19 protein-coding genes and 5 pseudogenes are annotated in these 18,786 nt (G+C 72.5%); 10 read left to right on the top strand and 14 right to left on the bottom strand.

The window, feature by feature from the left end; translation table 11 throughout:
- Positions 1-12: 12 nt before the first annotated feature.
- Together DEJ15_RS19070 and DEJ15_RS16145 are read right to left on the bottom strand one after the other, a co-directional pair.
- Positions 13-369, bottom strand: coding sequence for a hypothetical protein (locus DEJ15_RS19070; protein WP_110825895.1), 357 nt, complete (start codon positions 367-369; stop codon positions 13-15).
- Positions 370-514: 145 nt separating this feature from the next.
- On the bottom strand, positions 515-1,246 hold the full coding sequence (locus DEJ15_RS16145) for a type 1 periplasmic-binding domain-containing protein (protein WP_110826037.1): 732 nt from the start codon (positions 1,244-1,246) through the stop codon (positions 515-517).
- A gap of 208 nt (positions 1,247-1,454) precedes the next feature.
- On the opposite strand from DEJ15_RS16145, the gene DEJ15_RS16150 reads away from it, so the two are divergent.
- Positions 1,455-2,645 carry a HupE/UreJ family protein gene (locus DEJ15_RS16150; protein ID WP_284175278.1) on the top strand — a complete coding sequence of 397 codons (1,191 nt, stop codon included), beginning with the start codon at positions 1,455-1,457 and terminating at the stop codon, positions 2,643-2,645.
- A gap of 115 nt (positions 2,646-2,760) precedes the next feature.
- Complete coding sequence (locus DEJ15_RS16155; protein ID WP_110825893.1) at positions 2,761-4,893, top strand: Ig-like domain repeat protein; 2,133 nt, start codon at positions 2,761-2,763, stop codon at positions 4,891-4,893.
- A 100-nt stretch (positions 4,894-4,993) separates the two neighbouring features.
- On the opposite strand, the gene DEJ15_RS16160 is transcribed toward DEJ15_RS16155, so the two are convergent.
- From DEJ15_RS16160 to DEJ15_RS16175, 5 genes and pseudogenes are all read right to left on the bottom strand, one after another.
- Positions 4,994-5,851, bottom strand: coding sequence for a glycoside hydrolase family 16 protein (locus tag DEJ15_RS16160; RefSeq protein WP_110825892.1), 858 nt, complete (start codon positions 5,849-5,851; stop codon positions 4,994-4,996).
- 186 nt (positions 5,852-6,037) lie between these two features.
- A complete protein-coding gene (locus tag DEJ15_RS16165; RefSeq protein WP_284175279.1) occupies positions 6,038-6,319 on the bottom strand; it encodes a hypothetical protein in 282 nt (93 codons plus the stop codon).
- A gap of 75 nt (positions 6,320-6,394) precedes the next feature.
- Positions 6,395-6,790, bottom strand: a pseudogene (locus tag DEJ15_RS19075) (MFS transporter); the annotation flags it as partial.
- A 199-nt stretch (positions 6,791-6,989) separates the two neighbouring features.
- Positions 6,990-7,580: pseudogene (locus tag DEJ15_RS19080) on the bottom strand (MFS transporter); the annotation flags it as partial.
- Positions 7,581-7,816: 236 nt separating this feature from the next.
- Positions 7,817-8,104 carry a helix-turn-helix domain-containing protein gene (locus DEJ15_RS16175; RefSeq protein ID WP_110825890.1) on the bottom strand — a complete coding sequence of 96 codons (288 nt, stop codon included), beginning with the start codon at positions 8,102-8,104 and terminating at the stop codon, positions 7,817-7,819.
- A gap of 49 nt (positions 8,105-8,153) precedes the next feature.
- Here DEJ15_RS16175 and map point away from each other — a divergent pair.
- From map to DEJ15_RS16210, 7 genes and pseudogenes are all read left to right on the top strand, one after another.
- Positions 8,154-8,940: pseudogene (gene map, locus DEJ15_RS16180) on the top strand (type I methionyl aminopeptidase).
- Positions 8,941-9,072: 132 nt separating this feature from the next.
- Positions 9,073-9,804, top strand: a complete 732-nt coding sequence (locus DEJ15_RS16185) for a hypothetical protein (protein WP_146232897.1) — start codon at positions 9,073-9,075, stop codon at positions 9,802-9,804.
- Positions 9,805-9,894: 90 nt separating this feature from the next.
- Positions 9,895-10,668 (top strand): LamB/YcsF family protein, encoded by a 774-nt coding sequence (locus DEJ15_RS16190; RefSeq protein WP_110825887.1) that lies wholly within the window; start codon positions 9,895-9,897, stop codon positions 10,666-10,668.
- Positions 10,665-11,114 (top strand): annotated as a pseudogene (locus DEJ15_RS16195) (carboxyltransferase domain-containing protein); the annotation flags it as partial. The gene DEJ15_RS16190 and the pseudogene DEJ15_RS16195, both read left to right, overlap by 4 nt.
- A 94-nt stretch (positions 11,115-11,208) precedes the next feature.
- The gene (locus tag DEJ15_RS16200) at positions 11,209-11,298 is read left to right on the top strand and encodes a hypothetical protein (protein WP_284175281.1); all 90 of its coding nucleotides are present in this window, start codon (positions 11,209-11,211) and stop codon (positions 11,296-11,298) included.
- Positions 11,299-11,427: 129 nt separating this feature from the next.
- Entirely contained in the window at positions 11,428-12,237 is an 810-nt protein-coding gene (locus DEJ15_RS16205) for a 5-oxoprolinase subunit C family protein (RefSeq protein WP_284175282.1), read from the top strand.
- 91 nt (positions 12,238-12,328) lie between these two features.
- Positions 12,329-12,727: a putative quinol monooxygenase gene (locus DEJ15_RS16210; RefSeq protein WP_284175283.1), complete on the top strand. Its 399-nt coding sequence runs from the start codon at positions 12,329-12,331 to the stop codon at positions 12,725-12,727.
- Here DEJ15_RS16210 and DEJ15_RS16215 read toward each other — a convergent pair.
- From DEJ15_RS16215 to DEJ15_RS16225, 3 genes and pseudogenes are all read right to left on the bottom strand, one after another.
- Positions 12,658-13,731 carry a DUF2891 family protein gene (locus DEJ15_RS16215; RefSeq protein WP_258365998.1) on the bottom strand — a complete coding sequence of 358 codons (1,074 nt, stop codon included), beginning with the start codon at positions 13,729-13,731 and terminating at the stop codon, positions 12,658-12,660. The two genes, DEJ15_RS16210 and DEJ15_RS16215, sit on opposite strands and share 70 nt — an antisense overlap.
- On the bottom strand, positions 13,718-14,254 hold the full coding sequence (locus DEJ15_RS16220; RefSeq protein ID WP_284175284.1) for a 5-oxoproline transporter, DUF979 family subunit: 537 nt from the start codon (positions 14,252-14,254) through the stop codon (positions 13,718-13,720). Before DEJ15_RS16220 ends, DEJ15_RS16215 begins: the two co-directional genes overlap by 14 nt.
- Before the next feature lie 139 nt (positions 14,255-14,393).
- Positions 14,394-15,506: pseudogene (locus tag DEJ15_RS16225) on the bottom strand (DUF969 domain-containing protein); the annotation flags it as partial.
- A gap of 72 nt (positions 15,507-15,578) precedes the next feature.
- Between DEJ15_RS16225 and DEJ15_RS16230 the strand changes: the two are divergent.
- On the top strand, positions 15,579-16,220 hold the full coding sequence (locus DEJ15_RS16230; protein WP_110825881.1) for a GntR family transcriptional regulator: 642 nt from the start codon (positions 15,579-15,581) through the stop codon (positions 16,218-16,220).
- 121 nt (positions 16,221-16,341) lie between these two features.
- On the opposite strand, the gene DEJ15_RS16235 is transcribed toward DEJ15_RS16230, so the two are convergent.
- From DEJ15_RS16235 to DEJ15_RS16250, 4 genes are all read right to left on the bottom strand, one after another.
- On the bottom strand, positions 16,342-16,701 hold the full coding sequence (locus DEJ15_RS16235) for a hypothetical protein (protein WP_110825880.1): 360 nt from the start codon (positions 16,699-16,701) through the stop codon (positions 16,342-16,344).
- Positions 16,607-17,044, bottom strand: a complete 438-nt coding sequence (locus DEJ15_RS16240) for a GNAT family N-acetyltransferase (RefSeq protein WP_349814753.1) — start codon at positions 17,042-17,044, stop codon at positions 16,607-16,609. Before DEJ15_RS16240 ends, DEJ15_RS16235 begins: the two co-directional genes overlap by 95 nt.
- Before the next feature lie 359 nt (positions 17,045-17,403).
- Positions 17,404-18,084, bottom strand: a complete 681-nt coding sequence (locus DEJ15_RS16245) for a response regulator transcription factor (protein ID WP_258365997.1) — start codon at positions 18,082-18,084, stop codon at positions 17,404-17,406.
- Positions 18,081-18,758: a sensor histidine kinase gene (locus DEJ15_RS16250; RefSeq protein WP_284175285.1), complete on the bottom strand. Its 678-nt coding sequence runs from the start codon at positions 18,756-18,758 to the stop codon at positions 18,081-18,083. The genes DEJ15_RS16245 and DEJ15_RS16250 overlap by 4 nt, the downstream gene beginning before the upstream one ends.
- Positions 18,759-18,786 lie beyond the last annotated feature (28 nt).

Raw genomic sequence — 18,786 nt, forward strand, 5'->3', positions numbered from 1 at the left:
GGTCGGCTGCCGTCAGGCGCGGTGGTGGTCCCGGCTGAAGACCGCGGCGAGCCGCGCCACCAGGGCCTCCCGGATCCGGACGCCGACCGGCGGCGCGGCCGGGACGGTCCGGACCGGCGCGGTGAAGGCGAGGTCGTGCAGGTTGTTGCGCTTCGAGCCGTCCCAGTTCGCGAACAGGTAGGGCGTGCCCAGCGCCATCAGGCTGCGGACCGGCGCCCGGCGGCTGCCGGCGGCCGCGACGGCGTACCCGGAGTGCCCCGCTGAGATGGCACGGATGACGGTGTCCGCGTCGCTGACACCGTTGGCGGTGACGACGGTGGTGATGCCCGTGCGGTCGCGGGCGACGAATTCGATGATGTGTTCTGTCACGAGGAGCTCAGGGTCGCGAGTGACGTCTCGGCGGGGGTGGGCCGCGCGAGGCTTGGCCGGAACCGACGTTGCTTCCGTCCCAGAGGATACGTCCCACCTCGGGTACGGGGTCGCGGACGATCCCGAATGCGTCGCTGCAGGGCGGTCAGGGAACCCAGACGACGATGCCGCTGAGGTCGTTCAGCGTGGCGGCGACACCCGCGCGGAGCGCCCGCCCGGCCCGCTCGTCGGTGAAGGTGGACGGGTCGTGGTGGCTCGAGACGCCGAGGCCCTCACCGCGGAAGCCTGCACCGGTCCAGTCCGCGGCCGTGACGTTCGACGTCGGCTCGGCGATCTCGGCGCCCAGCACGAGGAACTGCTGGTGCAGGGCGGACGGTGACACCGCGGCGATCGGGTCGACCATCTCGTCGCCGACGCTGATGACCAGGTCGGACCGCTTCGCGATCGCCGTCGCGACGGACGACAACCGCTCGTCGACGGTGTCCGCGACGACGGGGACCACGGTGACGTCCTCGGCGTCAGCCCACGACTCGACGGCGTCCATGAGCGTCTCGGTCTCGGTGCTCGGGTCGGCGGGCGACAGGAGCACGACGCGGTACCCAGACGGCGGCGCGACGTCGTCCCATGAGCCGGGCGCCGGGTTCACCGTGGCCTCCGGGGCCGGCGGTTCCTCCGGGTCGACGAAGTCGGAGCCGAGCGTGCCCGTGCCGCGGACGGCCGTGGGGACACCGGCGGGTGCGCTGTGCCGGCTCGTCCCGGGGTCACGGTCCGCGGCCCCGTCCGACTGCGCCGAGCAGCTGGTGACCAGGACCGTGCCGGCCGCCACCAGGGCAGCGGCGGCGAGGACGACGGAGGCGCGGGGGACGAGTCGGGTCACGAGGTGCCATGCAAGCACACCGAGGACCCGCGACGGGCTCGGGACGGTCGCTGTCCAGCGCCCGTCCATCGGTTCGTTGCCGTCTGTTCGCCTGCGCGTCGCTCTCGGCCGCGATGGTCGGGCCGGTGAAGCACCGAAGCACCCTCCCCGCCCCCCGGCGGGCTGTCCCTCCTCCCCCCCGTCCGTCACGCGGATCGTCGCAGCCCTCGTGCTGTTCGGCACGGTCGTCCTGAGCCTGCTCGGCGGAGCGTCGGCGGCGAGCGCGCACGGCTTCAGCTCCGTCGTCTACGCGGACGTCAGCGGTGACGGTGCCGACACGGTCCGCGCCGGACTCGGGCTCGAGTACGACCTCATGCTCGTGTCCGTCGGCACGAGCGAGGACGACGACGCGCTCTACCGCCAGGGTCAGGCGGCCTGGGACGACGGTGACGACGCCGGGATGGTGCGAGCCGCCGAGGCGCACCTCGACTCGATCGGCCGGTACGTGTTCGACCGCTTCGCGGTGACGTCCGGTGGGCACGAGTGCACCGGCACGCTCGACGACTCGGTCCGTGTCGAGATGCGCGACGAGGTCCCGTACGCGATGCTCACGGCGGACTTCGCGTGCCCGGAGCCCGGACACACCGCGTCCGGCCACGTGGTGCGCTCGGAGCTGTTCCCGGACAGCGAGACGTTCGTGCAGGACACCAAGACGATCGTCACGTACGACGTCGACGACCAGGAGGGCACCGCGACGCTCGACGCCGACGAGCCGTCGTTCTCCACGGAGCAGTCCGCGGGCGCACGGTTCTGGGAGTTCTTCACCCTCGGCGCCGAGCACCTGCTGACCGGGATCGACCACATCCTGTTCCTCATCGCGCTCATCGCCGGCTCCCGACGGCTGCGCGAGGTCGTCTACACGGCGTCGGCGTTCACCATCGCGCACTCGATCACGTTCATCCTCGCCGCGCTCGGCGTCGTGAGTCCGCCGTCGATCGTCGTCGAACCGCTCATCGCGCTGTCGATCGCGGCGGTCGCCGGGTGGTACCTCTGGCGGCTGTTCCAGCGCCGGTCGCGCGCCGACGAGCTGGTCGTGGCCGACCACGGCCGGTTCGCCCTGGACCGGTCGGGGTGGTCGCGTCTCGCCGTGGTCTTCGCGTTCGGGCTCATCCACGGGCTCGGGTTCGCCGGCGCCCTCGGCATCCAGGAGGCGTTCTCGTGGCAGCTGCTCGTGTCGCTCCTCATCTTCAACGTCGGCATCGAGGCGGTCCAGCTCGCGATCATCGTCATCGTGTTCCCACCGCTGTCCCTGCTGCGGCGGAAGGCGCACATCGCGTCGCTCTGGGTGACCGGTGCCGTGACGGCAGGCGTGTTCGTGATGGGGATGGTCTGGTTCGTCCAGCGGCTCGTCGAGGGCTGATCTCCTACCGCTTCAGAGCTGTGAGACGGATGGTCACACAGCGTTTACTCACCATCCACCAGGGCGATGCAGAGTCTCTCTGCTGCACCATCCCTTCCCTTGAGAACGGACCCACATGAGTCTCCTGTCCGGCGCCCCTTCCCGGCGCAGAACCACCACCAGCCGCTTCGGCGGGGCCGTCATCGGCGCGGCCCTCATCGCCGGCGCCTGCCTCGTCGGCGCCAACCCGGCGACCGCGGCCACGAACACCCCGACGAGCAACGTCTCGTCCGGCGGCCCGCTCCACATCCTGCTCGGCGTCGGTGCCACCGAGAGCCAGCGCATCGCCTCGTGGTACTTCCCCGCGAACGTCGCCCAGTCGCTCGAGATCCAGAAGACCGACAGCATGACCGGCGGTGTCTTCACCGACGCGAAGAAGACGATCGACGCGTCGGAGGCCGCCAACACGGCAGCCGACACGAGCACGACCGACCGGTCGACCCGCTCGATCCCGGGCATCACCGCCGAGGCCGGCTACATCAACGCCCACGCGACGATCTCGGACCTCGAGCCGAACACCACGTACACCTACCACGTGGGTGCCGCGGACGGGTCGGCCTGGTCCGCCCCGTACACGTTCACGACGAAGAGCTTCAGCGGCGACTTCGACTTCCTGTTCTTCGGTGACCCGCAGATCGGTTCGTCGGGCTTCGTCGACGACGATGGTGCCGGCTGGGCCGACACACTCAAGTACGCGACCACCAAGGAGAAGGACGCCGAGCTCCTCGTCTCCGGTGGCGACCAGGTCGAGAACGCCAACAACGAGTACCAGTGGGGTGCGTTCGCCGACAGCAGCGACGTCCTGAAGCGCTACCCGTGGGCCTCGACCATCGGCAACCACGACGTCGGCGGCAAGGCGTACGAGCAGCACAACCAGCTGCCGAACTCCCTCCGCGTGCCGGACTTCTACCCGGGTGGCAACTCCACCGCGAACTCGGGTGGCGACTACTGGTACATGTACAAGGGCGTCCTGTTCATCGACATCAACTCGAACGCCTACGCCGCCGGTTCCGACGCGGCGCACGTGAACTACATCCGCGACGTCATCACGCGCCACGGCGACGACGCGAAGTGGACCGCGCTGGTCTACCACCACTCGATCTACTCGCCGGCCGACCACGCGAACGACCGTGACAACCAGCAGCGCCGCTTCGACTTCACCCGCGCCTTCTCGGACATGGGTGTCGACGTCGTCCTGCAGGGCCACGACCACTCCTACTCGCGCAGCTACGCGATCAAGAACGGCAAGAAGGCCAACCCGGACGAGCAGCCGGGTGCCGAGGACGTCTTCGCCGGTCCCGGTGGCGTCATCTACCTCACCGCCAACTCCGCATCGGGCTCGAAGTACTACGACCTGACCACCCCGGACGCGACCCAGGGTGGCTACGGCGCCGACCCGCTCGACCCGACCGGTCAGCGTCACTTCGCCAACTCGGTGGAGAACCAGGAGCACGTCCGCACGTACGTCAAGGTCTCGGTCACGGACGACAACCTCGCCGTCACGAACGTCCGGGCGGGCGACTGCACCACGCTCAACTCGGCCGTCCAGCACGGGAACGTGGACAGCTGCGGCGTGACCCTCAAGCCGACCGCGTCGGCTGACCCGGCGCCGATCGGCTCCACGGTCGACGACTTCACGCTCCACGCGGCCCTGCCGGCGACCACCACCACGCTCGAGGCTTCTGCTGCCACCCAGAAGTACGCGACCGCCACCCCGGTGACGATCACGGCGACGGTCGGCGGCGGCATCGGCGAGCAGTCCGGCACGGTCACGTTCTCGGACGGCGACACGGTGCTCGGCACCGACACGGTCGCGAAGGGCACGGCCAGCATCACGCTGCCGAGCAAGTTCGCGATGGGCAAGCACGAGATCACCGCGTCCTTCGCCAGCAGCTCGGACTGGGCCGGCGCGGACTCGTCGACCACGAGCAGCACCGTCGTCACCGTCACGAAGGCGACGTCCACCACGGGCATCTCCTACAGCGGCGGCAAGACGACCGTCACCGTCAAGGTCCCCGGCGTGACGGTCAACGGCACCGCGAAGGTCTACGAGGGCTCGAAGAAGCTCAAGACCGTCTCGATCGTCAACGGCAAGGCGACCACCACCTTCCCGCTGGCGAAGGGCACGCACAAGCTGCACGCCGTGTTCTCGCCCACCTCGATGATCAACACGAGCACCAGCCCGACCATCTCGGTCCGGGTGAAGTAAGACCAGCGACACAGGACCGGCCCCGTGGCGTCTGCCACGGGGCCGGTCTCGTTCGTGCTGGGGGGTCGGTGCTGGTGAGTCGGGCCGTCGGTTCGGGGACTCAGGCGTTCTGCCAGACCCGGATCCAGTCGACGAGCATCTGCTGCGGGAACGCGGTCGTCGCGTCCGGCGCACCCGGCCACCCGCCGCCGACCGCGACGTTGAGGACCACGAAGAACGGCTTGTCGAACACCCACGGGTCCCCGTTCGTGTCCGCGGGCGTGATCGTCCGGTAGGTCGCACCGTCGACAGACCAGCTGATCGAGCCCGGTCGCCAGTCCACCGCGTAGACGTGGAAGGCGTCCGCGAAGGCACCGCTCGGCAGCGTCGCCGCCGTACCGATGCCCTCGGCCCCGGAGTACCCGGGTCCGTGCACGGTGCCGTGGATCGTCCCGGGCTCGCGTCCGATGTTCTCCATGACGTCGATCTCGCCGCACGCCGGCCACCCGACCTGCGGCAGATCGGTTCCGAGCATCCAGAACGCGGGCCAGATGCCCTGCCCGCGCGGGATCTTGATGCGGGCCTCGACCCGGCCGTACTGCACGGAGTACGTGCCCTGCGTCGTCAGGCGGGCGGACGTGTACGAGCCGTCGGCCTCGCGCCGCGCGGTGATCGCGAGGTTGCCGCTGCCGTCGAGTGCCGAGTTCCGCCGCGAGTCGGTGTAGACCTCGAGTTCCCCGTTGCCCCAGCCGCCGCCACCCAGGTCGTGGCGCCAGATGCCCGGGTTCGGGGCGCTGCCGGCCGGTCCGTCGAACTCGTCGGCGGCGAGGAGCGTCGGCGCCGTGGCCGCTCGGGCCGCCTCCGGCCGCAGTGTCGCGACGCCCGTCAGGCCGACCGCTGCGGCGGCGCCCAGGCCGAGCGTGAGCAGGCGGCGGCGGTCGATCGCGCCGTCGGCGCGGGACTGGTCGTCCTTCGTCATGGGTCCTCCGGCACGGTGTGCTGTCATCGGGCAGAGGAACAGTAGACGACACGTTCCGCCGGAACACCATGCCCCCGTCCGGGTCCCCCCGCGCTGCGCGGCCAGACGGCGCGGTGACCGCAGGACGGACGGGAGGCCCGTGGCGGGTCGCGCCACGGGCCTCCCGGACGGCTCGGGGTGCGCCGATCAGGCGTGCCCGCCCGTGGCCTCGACCGTCTCCTCGAGCACCGCGGCCGGTGCGGACGTGCCGCCGGACCGGACGAAGACGGCGGCGAGGACCGCCACGACGACCGCGACCACACCGGCGACGACGAAGGCGGTGTGCATGCCCCCGAGGAACGCATCGCGGGCGGCCGCCGACGCCGCCGGACCGAGCCCGGTGGGCACGATGCCCTGGGCGAGCCCCTGCCGGTCAGCGCTCGCGAGTCCGAGCCCGGCGGTGCCCGAGAGCACCTCGGCGCTGACCACGGCGGAGAGCACCGAGGTGCCGAGCGCACCGCCGAGCTGCAGCGCGGTGGCCTGGAACCCGCCGGCGACCCCGGCGAGCTGCACCGGGGCGCTGCCGACGACGGCCTCGGCACCGGCCGTCATCGTGAAGCCAGCCCCGAGGGCGAAGACGACGAACGGGACCGCCATCCCGACGTACGCGGAGTCCTGCGTGGTGCCGGTCAGGGCGAACAGCGCGACCCCGACCATGAGCAGACCGATGGTGAGCGTCCGGCGGATGCCGAGCCGCCCCACGAGTGCCGCGCCGATCGGCGACGCGATGATCGAGACGCCGCTCAGCGGGAGCTGCATGAGCCCCGCCTGCAGACCGGTCACCCCGCGCAGGTTGAGCATGTACAGGGACAGGAAGAACGTCACGCCGAGCATCGCGAAGAAGTTCGCGCCGACGGCCAGGCCACCGATCGAGAGCGTCGACGACCGGAACAGCGACATCGGCAGCAGCGGGTCGGTCACGCGCAGCTCGACCAGCACGAAGACCACGAGCAGCGCGGCACCACCGAGCAGCACCCCGAGCGTGAGCGGGCTCCCCCCACCCCCACGACTCGGGCTGGACGACGGCCAGCACGATGCCGAACAGACCGAGCGCGAGCAGCACCACGCCGGCTACGTCGAAGCGTCCGCGGTGGGGAGCGGTGGACTCCCGCAGGACGAGCCCGCCGAACACCAGGCCGATCAGGGCGATCGGGGCGTTCACGAAGAAGACGGACTCCCAGCCGAGTGCGGCGACGAGGACGCCGGCGACGATCGGACCGGCCGCGATGGCCACCGAGGACGCACCGCCCCAGACACCGACGGCGACGCCGAACCGCTCCTTCGGGAAGGTCGCCCGCAGCAGCGCGAGGGTCTGCGGCATGAGCAGCGCGGCGCTGAGCCCCTGCACGGCACGGAAGACGATCACGCCCGTGGCGGTCCCCACGAGGCCGATCGCGACCGAGGCCAGCGCGAACGCGACGACCCCGATCAGGTACATGCGGCGGCGGCCGAACCGGTCCCCGAGCTTGCCGCCGAGGATGAGGAACACCGCCAGGGCGAGCAGGTAGGCGTTCGTGATCCACTGCAGCTGGGTGAAGGTGGTGCCGAGGTCGGCGGCGATCGCGGGGTTCGCGATCGACACGACGGTGGCGTCGAGGCCGACCATGAACAGGCCGAAGCAGACGGCGACGAGGGTGGCGATCGGGTTGCCGCGCAGGGTGCGGCGGGATCCGGGCATGGCTGTGCCCATGAGGGCTCCTTCGGACGACACGGACCGTGCTCCGGCGGTGGGACCGCACGACGAGAGGCACGAGGGGTGCGAACCGAAGGACGCGGGGTGGCACCGACAGGGAGCGGTACACGAGCCGACCGTCGTTCTCGCGTGACGGGCAGCCCCCCTTGGTTCTGGCACCACGACGGTAGCAGACAGCACCGCGCCGCACGAACGGCCGCACACCGCTGGACTCGGGGCGCTGTGCTCAGGGCTCAGGGCCGGGGTGCCGCTCCGACCGCGGAGCGCTCGGGCTCGCGCTGCGCACACACCTCGGCCCACACGGTGTCGAGGGACAGGCCGAGCACGCCGGCGAGCGCCGCCACGGTCGGGAAGGACGGCGTCGCGATCCGTCCGGTCTCGACCTTCCGCAGCGTCTCCGGCGAGACACCGGCCTCGAGCGCGACCGCGAGCATCGACCGGGTGCCACGTGCGGACCGGAGCACGGCACCGAGGCGCCGCCCGCGTTCGAGGTCGACCGGGGAGAGCGGGAGACGGACCATGCGCCTACAGTAATACCGGTATGACAATCGGAACAGAAACGGCACCCGCATGATCGAGATCCTCACCCCGGCCGAGCTCCCCCCGGGCCCGCGCCGCCGGCGCCCTGGTGGCCGACATCCTGCAGACCCTGCGGAGCCGCACCACGGTCGGCACGAACCTGCTCGACCTCGACCGGTGGGCGGCCGAGATGATCACCGCCGCCGGGGCCACGTCGTGCTACGTCGACTACGCCCCGTCGTTCGGGCGCGGCCCCTTCGGTCACCACATCTGCACCGCCGTGAACGACGCCGTCCTGCACGGTCTGCCGCACGACCGCGCCCTGGCCGACGGGGACCTGCTGACGCTCGACCTCGCCGTCGTGCACCAGGGCTACGCGGCCGACTCCGCGATCAGCTTCGTCGTCGGGACGAGCCGTCCGGAGGAGAGCGTCGCGCTCATCGAGACCACCGAGCGGGCCCTGGCCGCCGGGATCGCGGCCGCCCGCCCGGGCGCACGGCTCGGGGACCTGTCACACGCGATCGGGTCCGTCCTCACCGAGGCCGGCTACTCGATCAACCTCGACTTCGGCGGGCACGGCATCGGCTCGACCATGCACCAGGACCCGCACGTGGCGAACGACGGCCGGCCGGGTCGCGGGTACACGCTGCGTCCGGGCCTCCTCCTCGCTCTCGAGCCGTGGGTGATGGTCGACACCGACGAGCTCGTCACCGACGCCGACGGGTGGACGCTCCGCAGCGCGACCGGCTGCCGGACCGCCCACAGCGAGCACACCATCGCGATCACCGAGGACGGGGCCGAGGTCCTCACCCTGCCCTCCGGCCCGGTCGCCGGGTAGCCCGGTCGCCGGATGGCCCGGTCGCCGGGTAGCCCGGTCGCCGGACAGCCCGGTCGCCGGACAGCCCGGTCGCCGGATAGCCTCGACGCGTCGGGCGGTCGAGGGGGGCCGTCGACACGAGGGGGGACACCGATGCGAACCACCACCATGCCCGTCGCCGCGGCCGCAGCCGTCCTGGCACTGACCCTGGCGGGCTGCTCCGGCGGCGGGGACGACACCACCGGCGGTGCCGGAGCCCGGACATCGGCGCCCGCCCCGAGCGCCCCGGTGACGAGCGCGGCGCCCACGCCGTCGGCGTCGTCGACGGGCGGTCGCGCGTCCGCCCACACCGAGGCCGAGCTGACCGGCGTGTTCCAGCGCATCCAGTTCAGGCCCGCCGAGTTCACCACGACGGACGCGATGCTCGACTCCGTCTACCCGGGCCTGACGGTCTCCGATGCCAGCTGCCTCGCCCCGTTCGGCGTCGGGTGGGACGCCTCGGACGACGCCGGGACCGTGGTGTTCGGCACGAGCAACGACCGGTCGATGACCGCCGTCGTCGCCAGCACCGGGGAGACCGCTGCCGCGACGGACCTGGTCGAGGACGCTCGCAGTGCTCTGACCCGGTGCGCGGACGGCTCGGCGTTGTTCTCGATGCAGGGCAAGCCGATCGAGACCACCGTCGAGACGGCGGAGCCGTCCCTGACCGGTACCGACGAGGCGATCAGCTGGCGCGTGCGCGGCACCGTCGGCGGCAACGCGTTCACGCTCGTCGGCCACACCGCCAGGGTCGGCGGTGACGTCGTCGCGCTGGTCGGGTGGGACCCGACGTCGAACACGACGAACGTCCCGCTCGCGACGCAGATGTTCGTCGACGCGCTGTAGCCGGGTCGACGCATCGCCGCCGGGGATCCCGACGGTGACACGGCCGGCGGCGGGCGCTACATTGTTGAACAATCCCGACAGGAGGTCCGCGTGCCCACGATCGACCTGAACAGCGACCTCGGCGAGGGCTTCGGCGCCTGGACCGCGGGCGACGACGACGCGATGCTCGACGTGGTGTCCAGCGCGAACATCGCCTGCGGGGCCCACGCCGGCGACCCGACGATCATGCTCGACACGTGCCGGGCCGCCGCCGAGCGCGGGGTGGCCGTCGGAGCACACGTGGCGTACCGGGACCTGCTCGGCTTCGGCCGCCGCCCCGTCGCGGTCACCCCGGACGAGCTGTACGCCGAGGTCGTGCACCAGCTCGGCGCGCTCATCATGGCCGCCCGGGTCGCCGGGACCGCCGTCACGTACGTCAAGCCGCACGGCGCGCTATACAACACCGCCTGCGCCGACCCGGTGCAGGCCGAGACGGTCGTCCGCGCGGTCGCCGACGTCGACCCGTCCCTGTCGGTCCTCGCCCTCCCCGGCTCGGAGCTGGTGCTCGCCGCAGAACGCCACGGGCTCCGCGCGGTGCGCGAGGCCTTCGCCGACCGCGCCTACGAGCCGGACGGGTCGCTCGTGTCCCGCAGCCGCCCGGGGTCGGTGCTGCACGACCCGGACGAGGTCGCGGCCCGCGTGCTCCGCATGGTCACCGAGGGTGTCGCGACCGCGGTCGACGGCTCCGAGGTCCGCGTGGCGGCGGACTCCATCTGCGTGCACGGTGACTCTCCCGACGCCGTCGCGATGGCGCGGGCGATCCGGACGCTCCTGACGGAACAGGGCGTCGGCATCACGGCGTTCTCGACCGCCGCCGCGGCATGACGCCCGACGTCCGGGTCGCCGGGGCGACGGCGCTGCTGGCGACGTTCGACACCCTCACCGACGTCGTGGCGTTCCGAGCCGGCCTCACCGCGTCCGCGCTGCCCGGGGTCACCGAGGTGGTCTCCGGTGCGCGGACCCTCCTCCTCCGTTTCGACCCGACCGCCACCGACGCGGGACGACTCCGCGCGCTCCTGTCGGACGTCGAGCCGGTGCGCCCCTCGGACGACCGCGCGGACCGCGACCCGGTCGTGGTCCCGGTCACCTACGACGGCGCCGACCTCGACGCCGTCGGCGCGCTCACCGGCATGACCCGTGGGGAACTCGTGGCCTGGCACACCGGGCAGGTCTGGACGAGTGCCTTCTGCGGCTTCGCCCCCGGCTTCAGCTACCTGACCGGCACCGCACCGTCGCTCGACCTGCCCCGCCGCGACACCTCGCGCACCGCCGTCCCGAGCGGCGCCGTCGCCCTGGCCGGCGAGTTCAGCGCCGTCTACCCGCGGACCTCCCCCCGGCGGCTGGCAGCTCATCGGCCGGACCGAGGTGCCGATGTGGTCGCTCGACCGCACCCCGCCGGCGCTCGCACCGGCCGGCGTCCGGTTGCGGTTCGTCGACGCGGCGGCACGGTCGTGAGTGCCCTGACCGTCGTGCAGGTCGGTTACGGCGTGACGACACAGGACCTCGGCCGTCCCGGACTGAGCGACATGGGGTTGGGTGCGGCCGGCCCCGCGGACCGGGGGGTCGGCCGCACTGGCGAACCGGATGGTGGGCAACCGTCCGCACGCTGCCGTCCTGGAGGCCCTCCTCGGCTCCGTCGCGCTCCGCACCGACGCGCACGTGGTCGCCGCCGTCACCGGGGCACCGTGTCCGGTGTCGATCGAACGCGCGGACGGACGAGTGCGCGGTGCGGCCGCCTACGAGGTGCTCCTCCTCGAGCCCGGCGACACCCTGCGGGTCGGGCTGCCGGAGGACCGACTCCGCGCGTACGTCGCCGTCCGCGGAGGCATCGCGGTCGAGCCGGTGCTCGACAGTCGGTCGTGGGACTCGCTCGCGCAGCTCGGTCCCGCACCGCTGTCGGCCGGGGACGTCCTGCCGGTCGGGCCCGCCGTGCGCGGTGCCACGGCGACCACGGACGGTAGGGCGACGGCCGGGGACGGGCTCGGCGTCGGCCCCTGGCCGGTGGTCGACGCGGTACCGCCGCCGCTCCTGCCCCGGCCCGGCGACCCCGTGGTGCTCGACGTCGTGCCCGGTCCCCGTGACGACTGGTTCACACCGGCCTGGCGGGCCACCCTGACCGGCCAGGACTTCCACGTCACCCCGGACAGCGACCGGGTCGGGGTCCGCACCACCGCAGACGCCTCCCTCGTGCGTGCGGTCACCCGCGAGCTCCCCAGCGAGGGCGTCGAGACCGGCTCGCTGCAGGTCCCGCCGGCCGGCTTCCCCGTGCTGTTCCTCGCCGACCACCCGGTCACCGGCGGTTACCCGGTCGTGGCGGTCCTGACGCCGGAGTCCGTCGACCGTGCGGCGCAGCTCCGCCCCGGTGACACGCTGCACTTCCGCATCGCCCGCTGACGCAGCGCACCCGGAACAACTCCCCGCCGGTCGTGGTTGCCGTCACGGGGCGCCGTCAGCGGACGGGGTCCGACGACGAAAGGTGCACACCATGACGATGACGGTCTTCCTCGAGGTCCAGATCCGGAACGACGTCGCAGCGGACACGGTCGAGGCCGCGATCCGGGAGACCCTCGCGCAGACCGCAGCCCGGCAGGGCAACGAGTCGCTCGAGGTCCTGGTCGACGACGAGGACCCGACGCGCATGGTCGTGCTGGAGCGCTGGGCCACCGCCGAGGACCACGACGCCTACGTCGCCTGGCGCGCCACCCCCCGAGGGCGCGGCGGAGGCGCTCGGCGCAGTGCTCGCCGCCCCGCCGGTCACGAAGACCTTCGGTCAGACCATCCCGTTGCGCTGACACTCGTCGCGGTGCGGCAGGATCAGCGGGCTGCGTGCTCCCGGGCCTCCATGGCGTCCCACGCGAAGCTCGCCAACCAGTGCGTGGAGTAGTACTCCTCGCCGACGCTCGCGGCGAGCCCCGAGGCGAGCAGCCGGTCGGCCGCGCCGTCCAGCAGGGCCGTGAGGTCGGCGTCCTCGGCGTCGGCGGAGCGCAGGGCGTCGGCGATGCGCCGTGCCGATCCGGCCCGGGACAGGTCGAGGCCGAAGAGGTGCACCTGCTGCGGGTCGTTCTCGTCGCGGACGGTGGTCGGGGTCAGGATCGCGTCACCGGCGGAGACCTCGGAGAAGAACGCCCGCGCCCAGGTCTCGAACTCGGACGCCGGCAACACCGAACGCATGAGGTCTGCCTCGGCCAACCCGGCGGACAGGAAGTCGTGCCCGCTGCGCTCCCACGCGAACGGCCACCCGGCGTCGGCGCCGAACCACTCGCGGGCGGTGCGCTCGACCGTGGCGACGAGCTCGGTCCGGCCGAGCGACCGGGCACCCTCGAGCACGAGCAGCAGCCCGAACGCGGAGTTCGAGTGGACGCCGTGCCGGACCGGGTGCGCAGCGCCCTCGACCCAGCGGGTGACCAGGTCCTCGAGCACCTCGACCACGGGCGCGAAGCCCGGCGCGAGTGCGCGGACCGCCGGCACCTCGGAGGCGGCGACCTCGGCGGCGAGCCGCATCAGCCACGCCCAGCCGTAGGGCCGTTCGTAGTGCGGCGTGGCGCGGAGGTACGCGGCCTCGGTCGCGAGGTGGTCGGCGGAGAGGTGCGCCTGCAGGACGGAGGTGATCCGGGCCTCCAGGTCGGCGGGCACGCCGTACGCGACCAGACGCGTCGCGAGCCAGTGCATGTGCACGGACGAGTGCCAGTCGTACGACGTGGCGAAGGCGGGGTGCAGCTCGACGGGGAGCGCGCGGTCCTCCGGACCCGACGTCGTGTGGTGCGCGGCGTACGGGTACTCGCGCGTGGTGTTGTCGAGGGCGACGGCGGCGAAGCCGGCGGCCCAGGCGGCGCGGGCCAGGTCCGGTGCGGACGACGGCGTACCGTCGGCGGGGTCAGAATGCGACAAGGTACATCACTCCCATGTTGACGACGAGCAGGATCCCGGCGGTCGGGAGCTGCGCCTTGATCGGCCCGTACTTGTCCCGCATCTCGAGCAGGGCGGCGGGCACGAGGTTGAAGTTGGCGGCCATCGGGGTGACCAGGGTCCCGCAGAAGCCGGCGAGCATGCCGATCGCGAAGATCGCGGCGGGGTTGCCGTCGAAGCCCTGCACCAGGACCGGCCAGCCGATCGCGGCGGTCATGATCGGGAACGCCGCGAAGGCGTTGCCCATGATGACGGTGAACAGGGCCATGCCGAGGCAGTAGACGACGACCGCGGCGAACAGGGACCCGTCCGGCAGGACCGCCTTGATGATCGTGCCGACCGCCGTGCCGACGCCGGCCTGGGTGAACACGATGCCGAGTGTCGAGAGCATCTGCGGCAGGAGCGCCGCCCAGCCGATCGCCTGCAGCAGCCGTGCGCCCTCGCGGACCGGGGTGTCGAGCCGCGGCGGACGGAGCACGAACACCGCGACGACCACGGCGAGCACCGAGCCGATGCCGAGCCCGGTCAGGGTGGCGCTCCCCCTCGGCCAGGAGCGGCTCCCCTCCGATCCGGACGAGCGGGCCGAGGGTGGCGACGAGGACCGCCACGACCGGGATCACCAGCGCCGGGATGAAGAGCTTGTTCCCGTACCGCTGCGCGAACGCGGCGCGCTCGTCCGGGCTCGTCGTCGCGAGGACGCTCGTGCTCGAGCTCGGGCGGGTGGTGACGGCGGTCGGCTCGGCCGGGCCGGTCGCGGAGCCCACCCCGGCGCCGGGGACACTCGCGACGCGGGTGCGGCTCGTCGTGCCGGTGAAGCCGAGGCCGGCGAGCGCCACCATCACGAGGACGGCGATCCCGAGCACCCAGGCGGGGATCACCCCGGACACGACGAAGGTGCCGGCGAAGAACGACAGCCCGAGGATGCCCCAGAAGGCGGCGTTCCCGAGGCGCTTGGCGTGGGAGCGGTCCGTGACGATGAACACGGAGACGGCGATGAAGAACGCGCCGATGAGCCAGTAGAGCCATTCGCTGGTGATCATGCCGCGACCCCCCTCGGTCTGGCGGACGTCGGCCGCCATCTTGTCGAGCTTCCGGTCGAGCAGGAGCAGGCGGATGCCGTGCACGATGAGCGCCGCGATGCCGGTGGGGATCGCCCACAGCGCCAGGTCGATCGGTTCGAGCGCGAGACCGTACGTGGTGTCGACGAAGGTCGTGATGAGCAGGATCGACCCGACCGCGACGAAGACGTCCTCGCCGAAGAACACCCCGACGGTGTCGGAGGACGCCGAGAAGCCCTTGATCTTCTCGCGCATCCGCTCGTCGATGCGGCCGTACTTCTTGGTCGCCGCGCCCTCCGCCATCGGGTGCACGAGCGGGCGGACGGTCTGCGCCGGCCCGCCGATGCTCGTCAGGCCGACCGCGGCGGTGACCTGCCGGACCGCCAGGTACCCGGCGAGGATGCGGCCCGTCGTGAGCTTGTCGAGCTTCGCGATGAGCCGCTTCGCCTGGTCCTGGAGTCCGTAACGCTCGATGAGACCGATGACGGGCAGCACGAGCGCGAACGTCGTGACGCTCCGGCTCGACGCGAACCCGTTGCCGAACGCGGTGAGGATGCCGACGGGGTCGATCCCGCCGATGGCTGCCGTGACGATGCCCGCCACGGTGACCACGAGCAGCGCGTTGATGCGCAACGCGAAGCCGATGATCACGACGGCGACGCCGATGAGGACGAACATGCGGGCCAGTCTGGCGTGCATTGTTGAACAATCTCAAGACCCGGCCGGATCTGTAACACGCCGGTCACACGAGTGCTCTGCGAGGATCGGGGCATGACACGGACGGTCAGCGGAGCAGAGTCCACCGCGGCACGGCTGCGGTCCTCGATCGCGGACGGCGCGTTCATGCCGGGCACGCAGCTGTCCGAGGAGCGCCTGAGCGACCAGTTCGGCGTCTCGCGGAACACCCTGCGCGAGGCGTTCCGGCTGCTCGCGCGCGACCGGCTCGTCGAGCACGTCTTCAACCGCGGGGTGTTCGTGCGCCGCCTGTCCGTGGCGGACGTCACGGACCTCTACGCGGCCCGGCGCGTCCTCGAGGAGGCGGGCATCCGCGCCTGCACCCCGGAGTCCCCCGCCCTGGCCGCGGCTGCGTCCGCGGTGTCCGACGCGCGGTCGGCGGCCGCCGCCGGTGACTGGCGCGCGGTCGGCACGGCGGACATCCGGTTCCACTCCGAGCTCGTGCGGGCCGTGCCGAGCGAGCGGCTGCACGTGCTCATGGACGCTCTGCTCGCCGAGATGCGCCTGGCGTTCCTCACCACCGACGACCCGGCGGCGTTCCACGCGGACTTCGTCGACCGGAACGAGGCGATCGTCGCGGCGCTGCGGGCCGGCGACCGGGACGGCGCGGCAGCGCTCCTGGCCGACTACCTCGACGACGCGGAGGCGACGCTGCGGTCTGCCGCCAGCGCGGGCTGACGGCTGGGAGGCACGACCCCCCCCCCCCTCGTGCGCGCGCCCGCGGTCGAGCAGGACGCCGGCCACGGCCGCGTCCGGCGCTGCACGCCGACGGCGTCACGGCCACCGCCCGCGTGCCCGCTCAGGGCTTCGCCGCCTCCGCCGGGGCTCCGGGTTCGTCGTCGCCCGTCGTCAGGTCCGACCGCGTGTCGGCGTGGATGACGGTGTCGTGGCCGAACGTGCGGGCAGCGGCGCGCAGTCGGGCCACGAACTCGTCGTTCTCGAGCTCGAGCTCGTCCTCCTCCGCGTCGGCGACGACGACCTCGCTGGACGGGCCGATGAGGATCTTCGTCGTCGTCATGGTGCCGTCCTCGGCGACCGACGGCACCGCCACGGTGTCGGCCCGGTCACCGCCGGAGAGCGCCGCGGCGTACTCGATCACGGCGTCGGCGACGTCGTCGCTCGTGAGGATCACGGTGTTGTCGTAGTGGATGGTCTTCATCGGGAGCCCCTTTCGCTAGACCATCAAAGCCCCCGCTCGCCGGGAACCCACCAGGCGGGCCGGGCGGGCGCGCGTCCTGCGGACACTCCGGCGTCGCCGCACCGCACCCGCCGACGGACGCAGCCGTGCGACGACCGGGACCGTTCACCGTAGGGCCTTGCGCAGCTCCAGTTCCTCGCCGTACGGCGGCAGGGGGGTAGGGCACGAGTCGGCCGGTGGGGACGAACCCACGACGACGGTAGAAGGCGATGGCGCGCGGGTTGTCCTCGTGCACGTGCAGGAGGATCCGGTCGCCCCGGCCCCGCGCCCAGTCCTCCACCGCGTCCAGGAGCGCGTCCGTCACGCCGGACTCGCGCCCCCCGGTGCTCGGGGTCGACGAAGACGCCGACCAGGAGCGGGTCGCCGCCGTCGAGTCGACCGCCCATGATGCCCGCCCACCCGCCGGTCGTCACGTCCTCCGCGACGAACCAGGGCGTGTCGGCCTCGGCACCGCTGCCGGCGCGCCGACGCCACTCGTCCTCGCCGAGCTGCCGTGCGTGCTCCAGGGTCTCGAGGAACGCGAGCGGGGTGTCCGCGAGCATCCGCAGGCGCAGGTCGCGGAACACGGGCCAGTCCTCGGGGCCGGTGCGGCGGATCACGATGTGGTCGGGCAGTGGCATCCGGTGGTCCTCCCGGTCCGGTGTCGTCAGGGTCCCGCTGCCGTCAGGCGCCGCCGCCCCGCAGCCAGGCGAGGACGGCGAGCACCCGCCGGTGCGCGTCGGGTGTCGGTTCGAGGTCGAGCTTGGTGAAGATCGAGCTGATGTGCTTCTCGACGGACGCGACCGCGATGCGCAGCCGGTGCGCGACCGCCTGGTTGGTCTGTCCCTCGGCGATGAGCCGGAGGACGTCGCGTTCCCTCGGGGTGAGGCGCTCGACCGGGTCGGTCCGGCGGGTGATGAGGCGCTGGACGATCTGCGGGTCGAGGACCAGACCGCCGCGGGCGACCCGGGCGACGTCGTCCCGGAGGTCGTCGATCGACGAGATCCGGTCCTTCAACAGGTACCCGACGTGGTGTTCGCCGGTCGCGAGGAGCTCTCGTGCGTAGTCGAGTTCCGCGTACTGACTGAGCAGCAGCACAGCCACCTCGGGGTGCTCGGTCCGGATCCGGATCGCCGCGCGGAGACCCTCGTCCCGGAACGTGGGCGGCATCCGCACGTCGAGCACGGCGACGTCCGGTCGCACGGTCGCGAGCTCAGCGAGCAGGCCGCCGGCGTCCCCGTACGACCCGCCGATCGTGAACCCGGCCTCCTCGAGCAGGCGGATCGTGCCCTCCCGGAGCAGGACCGAGTCCTCGGCGAGGACGATGCGCAACGCGGCGGGGACTGCACCTGCTCCGAGGGTCACCCGGTCAGGGTACGACCTCCGGTCGCCGGTGCCTCGACGGGGACCGGGATGCGGACCCGCACCACGGTCGGTCCCCCGGGCGGGCTGATGACCGTGAACACGCCCTGGAGACCCTCCACGCGGTCCCGGAGTCCGTCCAGCCCGTGTCCGGGGTCGAGTCGGGCGCCGCCGACCCCGTCGTCGCGGACCTCCAGTTCGAGGTCGCCGCCCGGGGCGGCCACCGCCCGGATCGTCGCGCTGCTCGCATGGGCGTGCTTCGTCACGTTCGTGAGCAGTTCCGACAGGATCGCGTAGGCACTCCGCTCGACGGCGGCGAGCCCGGCCCCGGCGGCGTCCAGCCGGACGTCCGCCGTCGTCGGCAGGACGCTGTCCTCGGCCAGGGCCTGGACGGCCGCCGCGAGACCGCGGTCCTGGAGGATCGGCGGTGCGAGTCCGCGGGAGAGGTTCCGGATCGTCTCGAGCACGACCTTCGACCGGTCCAACGACTCCTCGACGAGCCGCTCGGCGGCTGCGGTGTCGTCCGGGAACCGGCGGAGGGCGATGGCCAGGTCGTACTGCAGGCGGAGCAGCTGCTGCTGGGGGGCCGTCGTGGATGTCCCGCTCGAGCCGGCGCAGCGAGGCGTCCTCGGCGAGGAGGGCGGCCCGACGTCCGGCCTCGGCGCGCTGCGCCCCACGGAGCAGCTGCACGTCCTGCCGCTCCCC

This window comes from Curtobacterium sp. MCJR17_043 (assembly GCF_003224315.2).
GTDB lineage: Bacteria > Actinomycetota > Actinomycetes > Actinomycetales > Microbacteriaceae > Curtobacterium.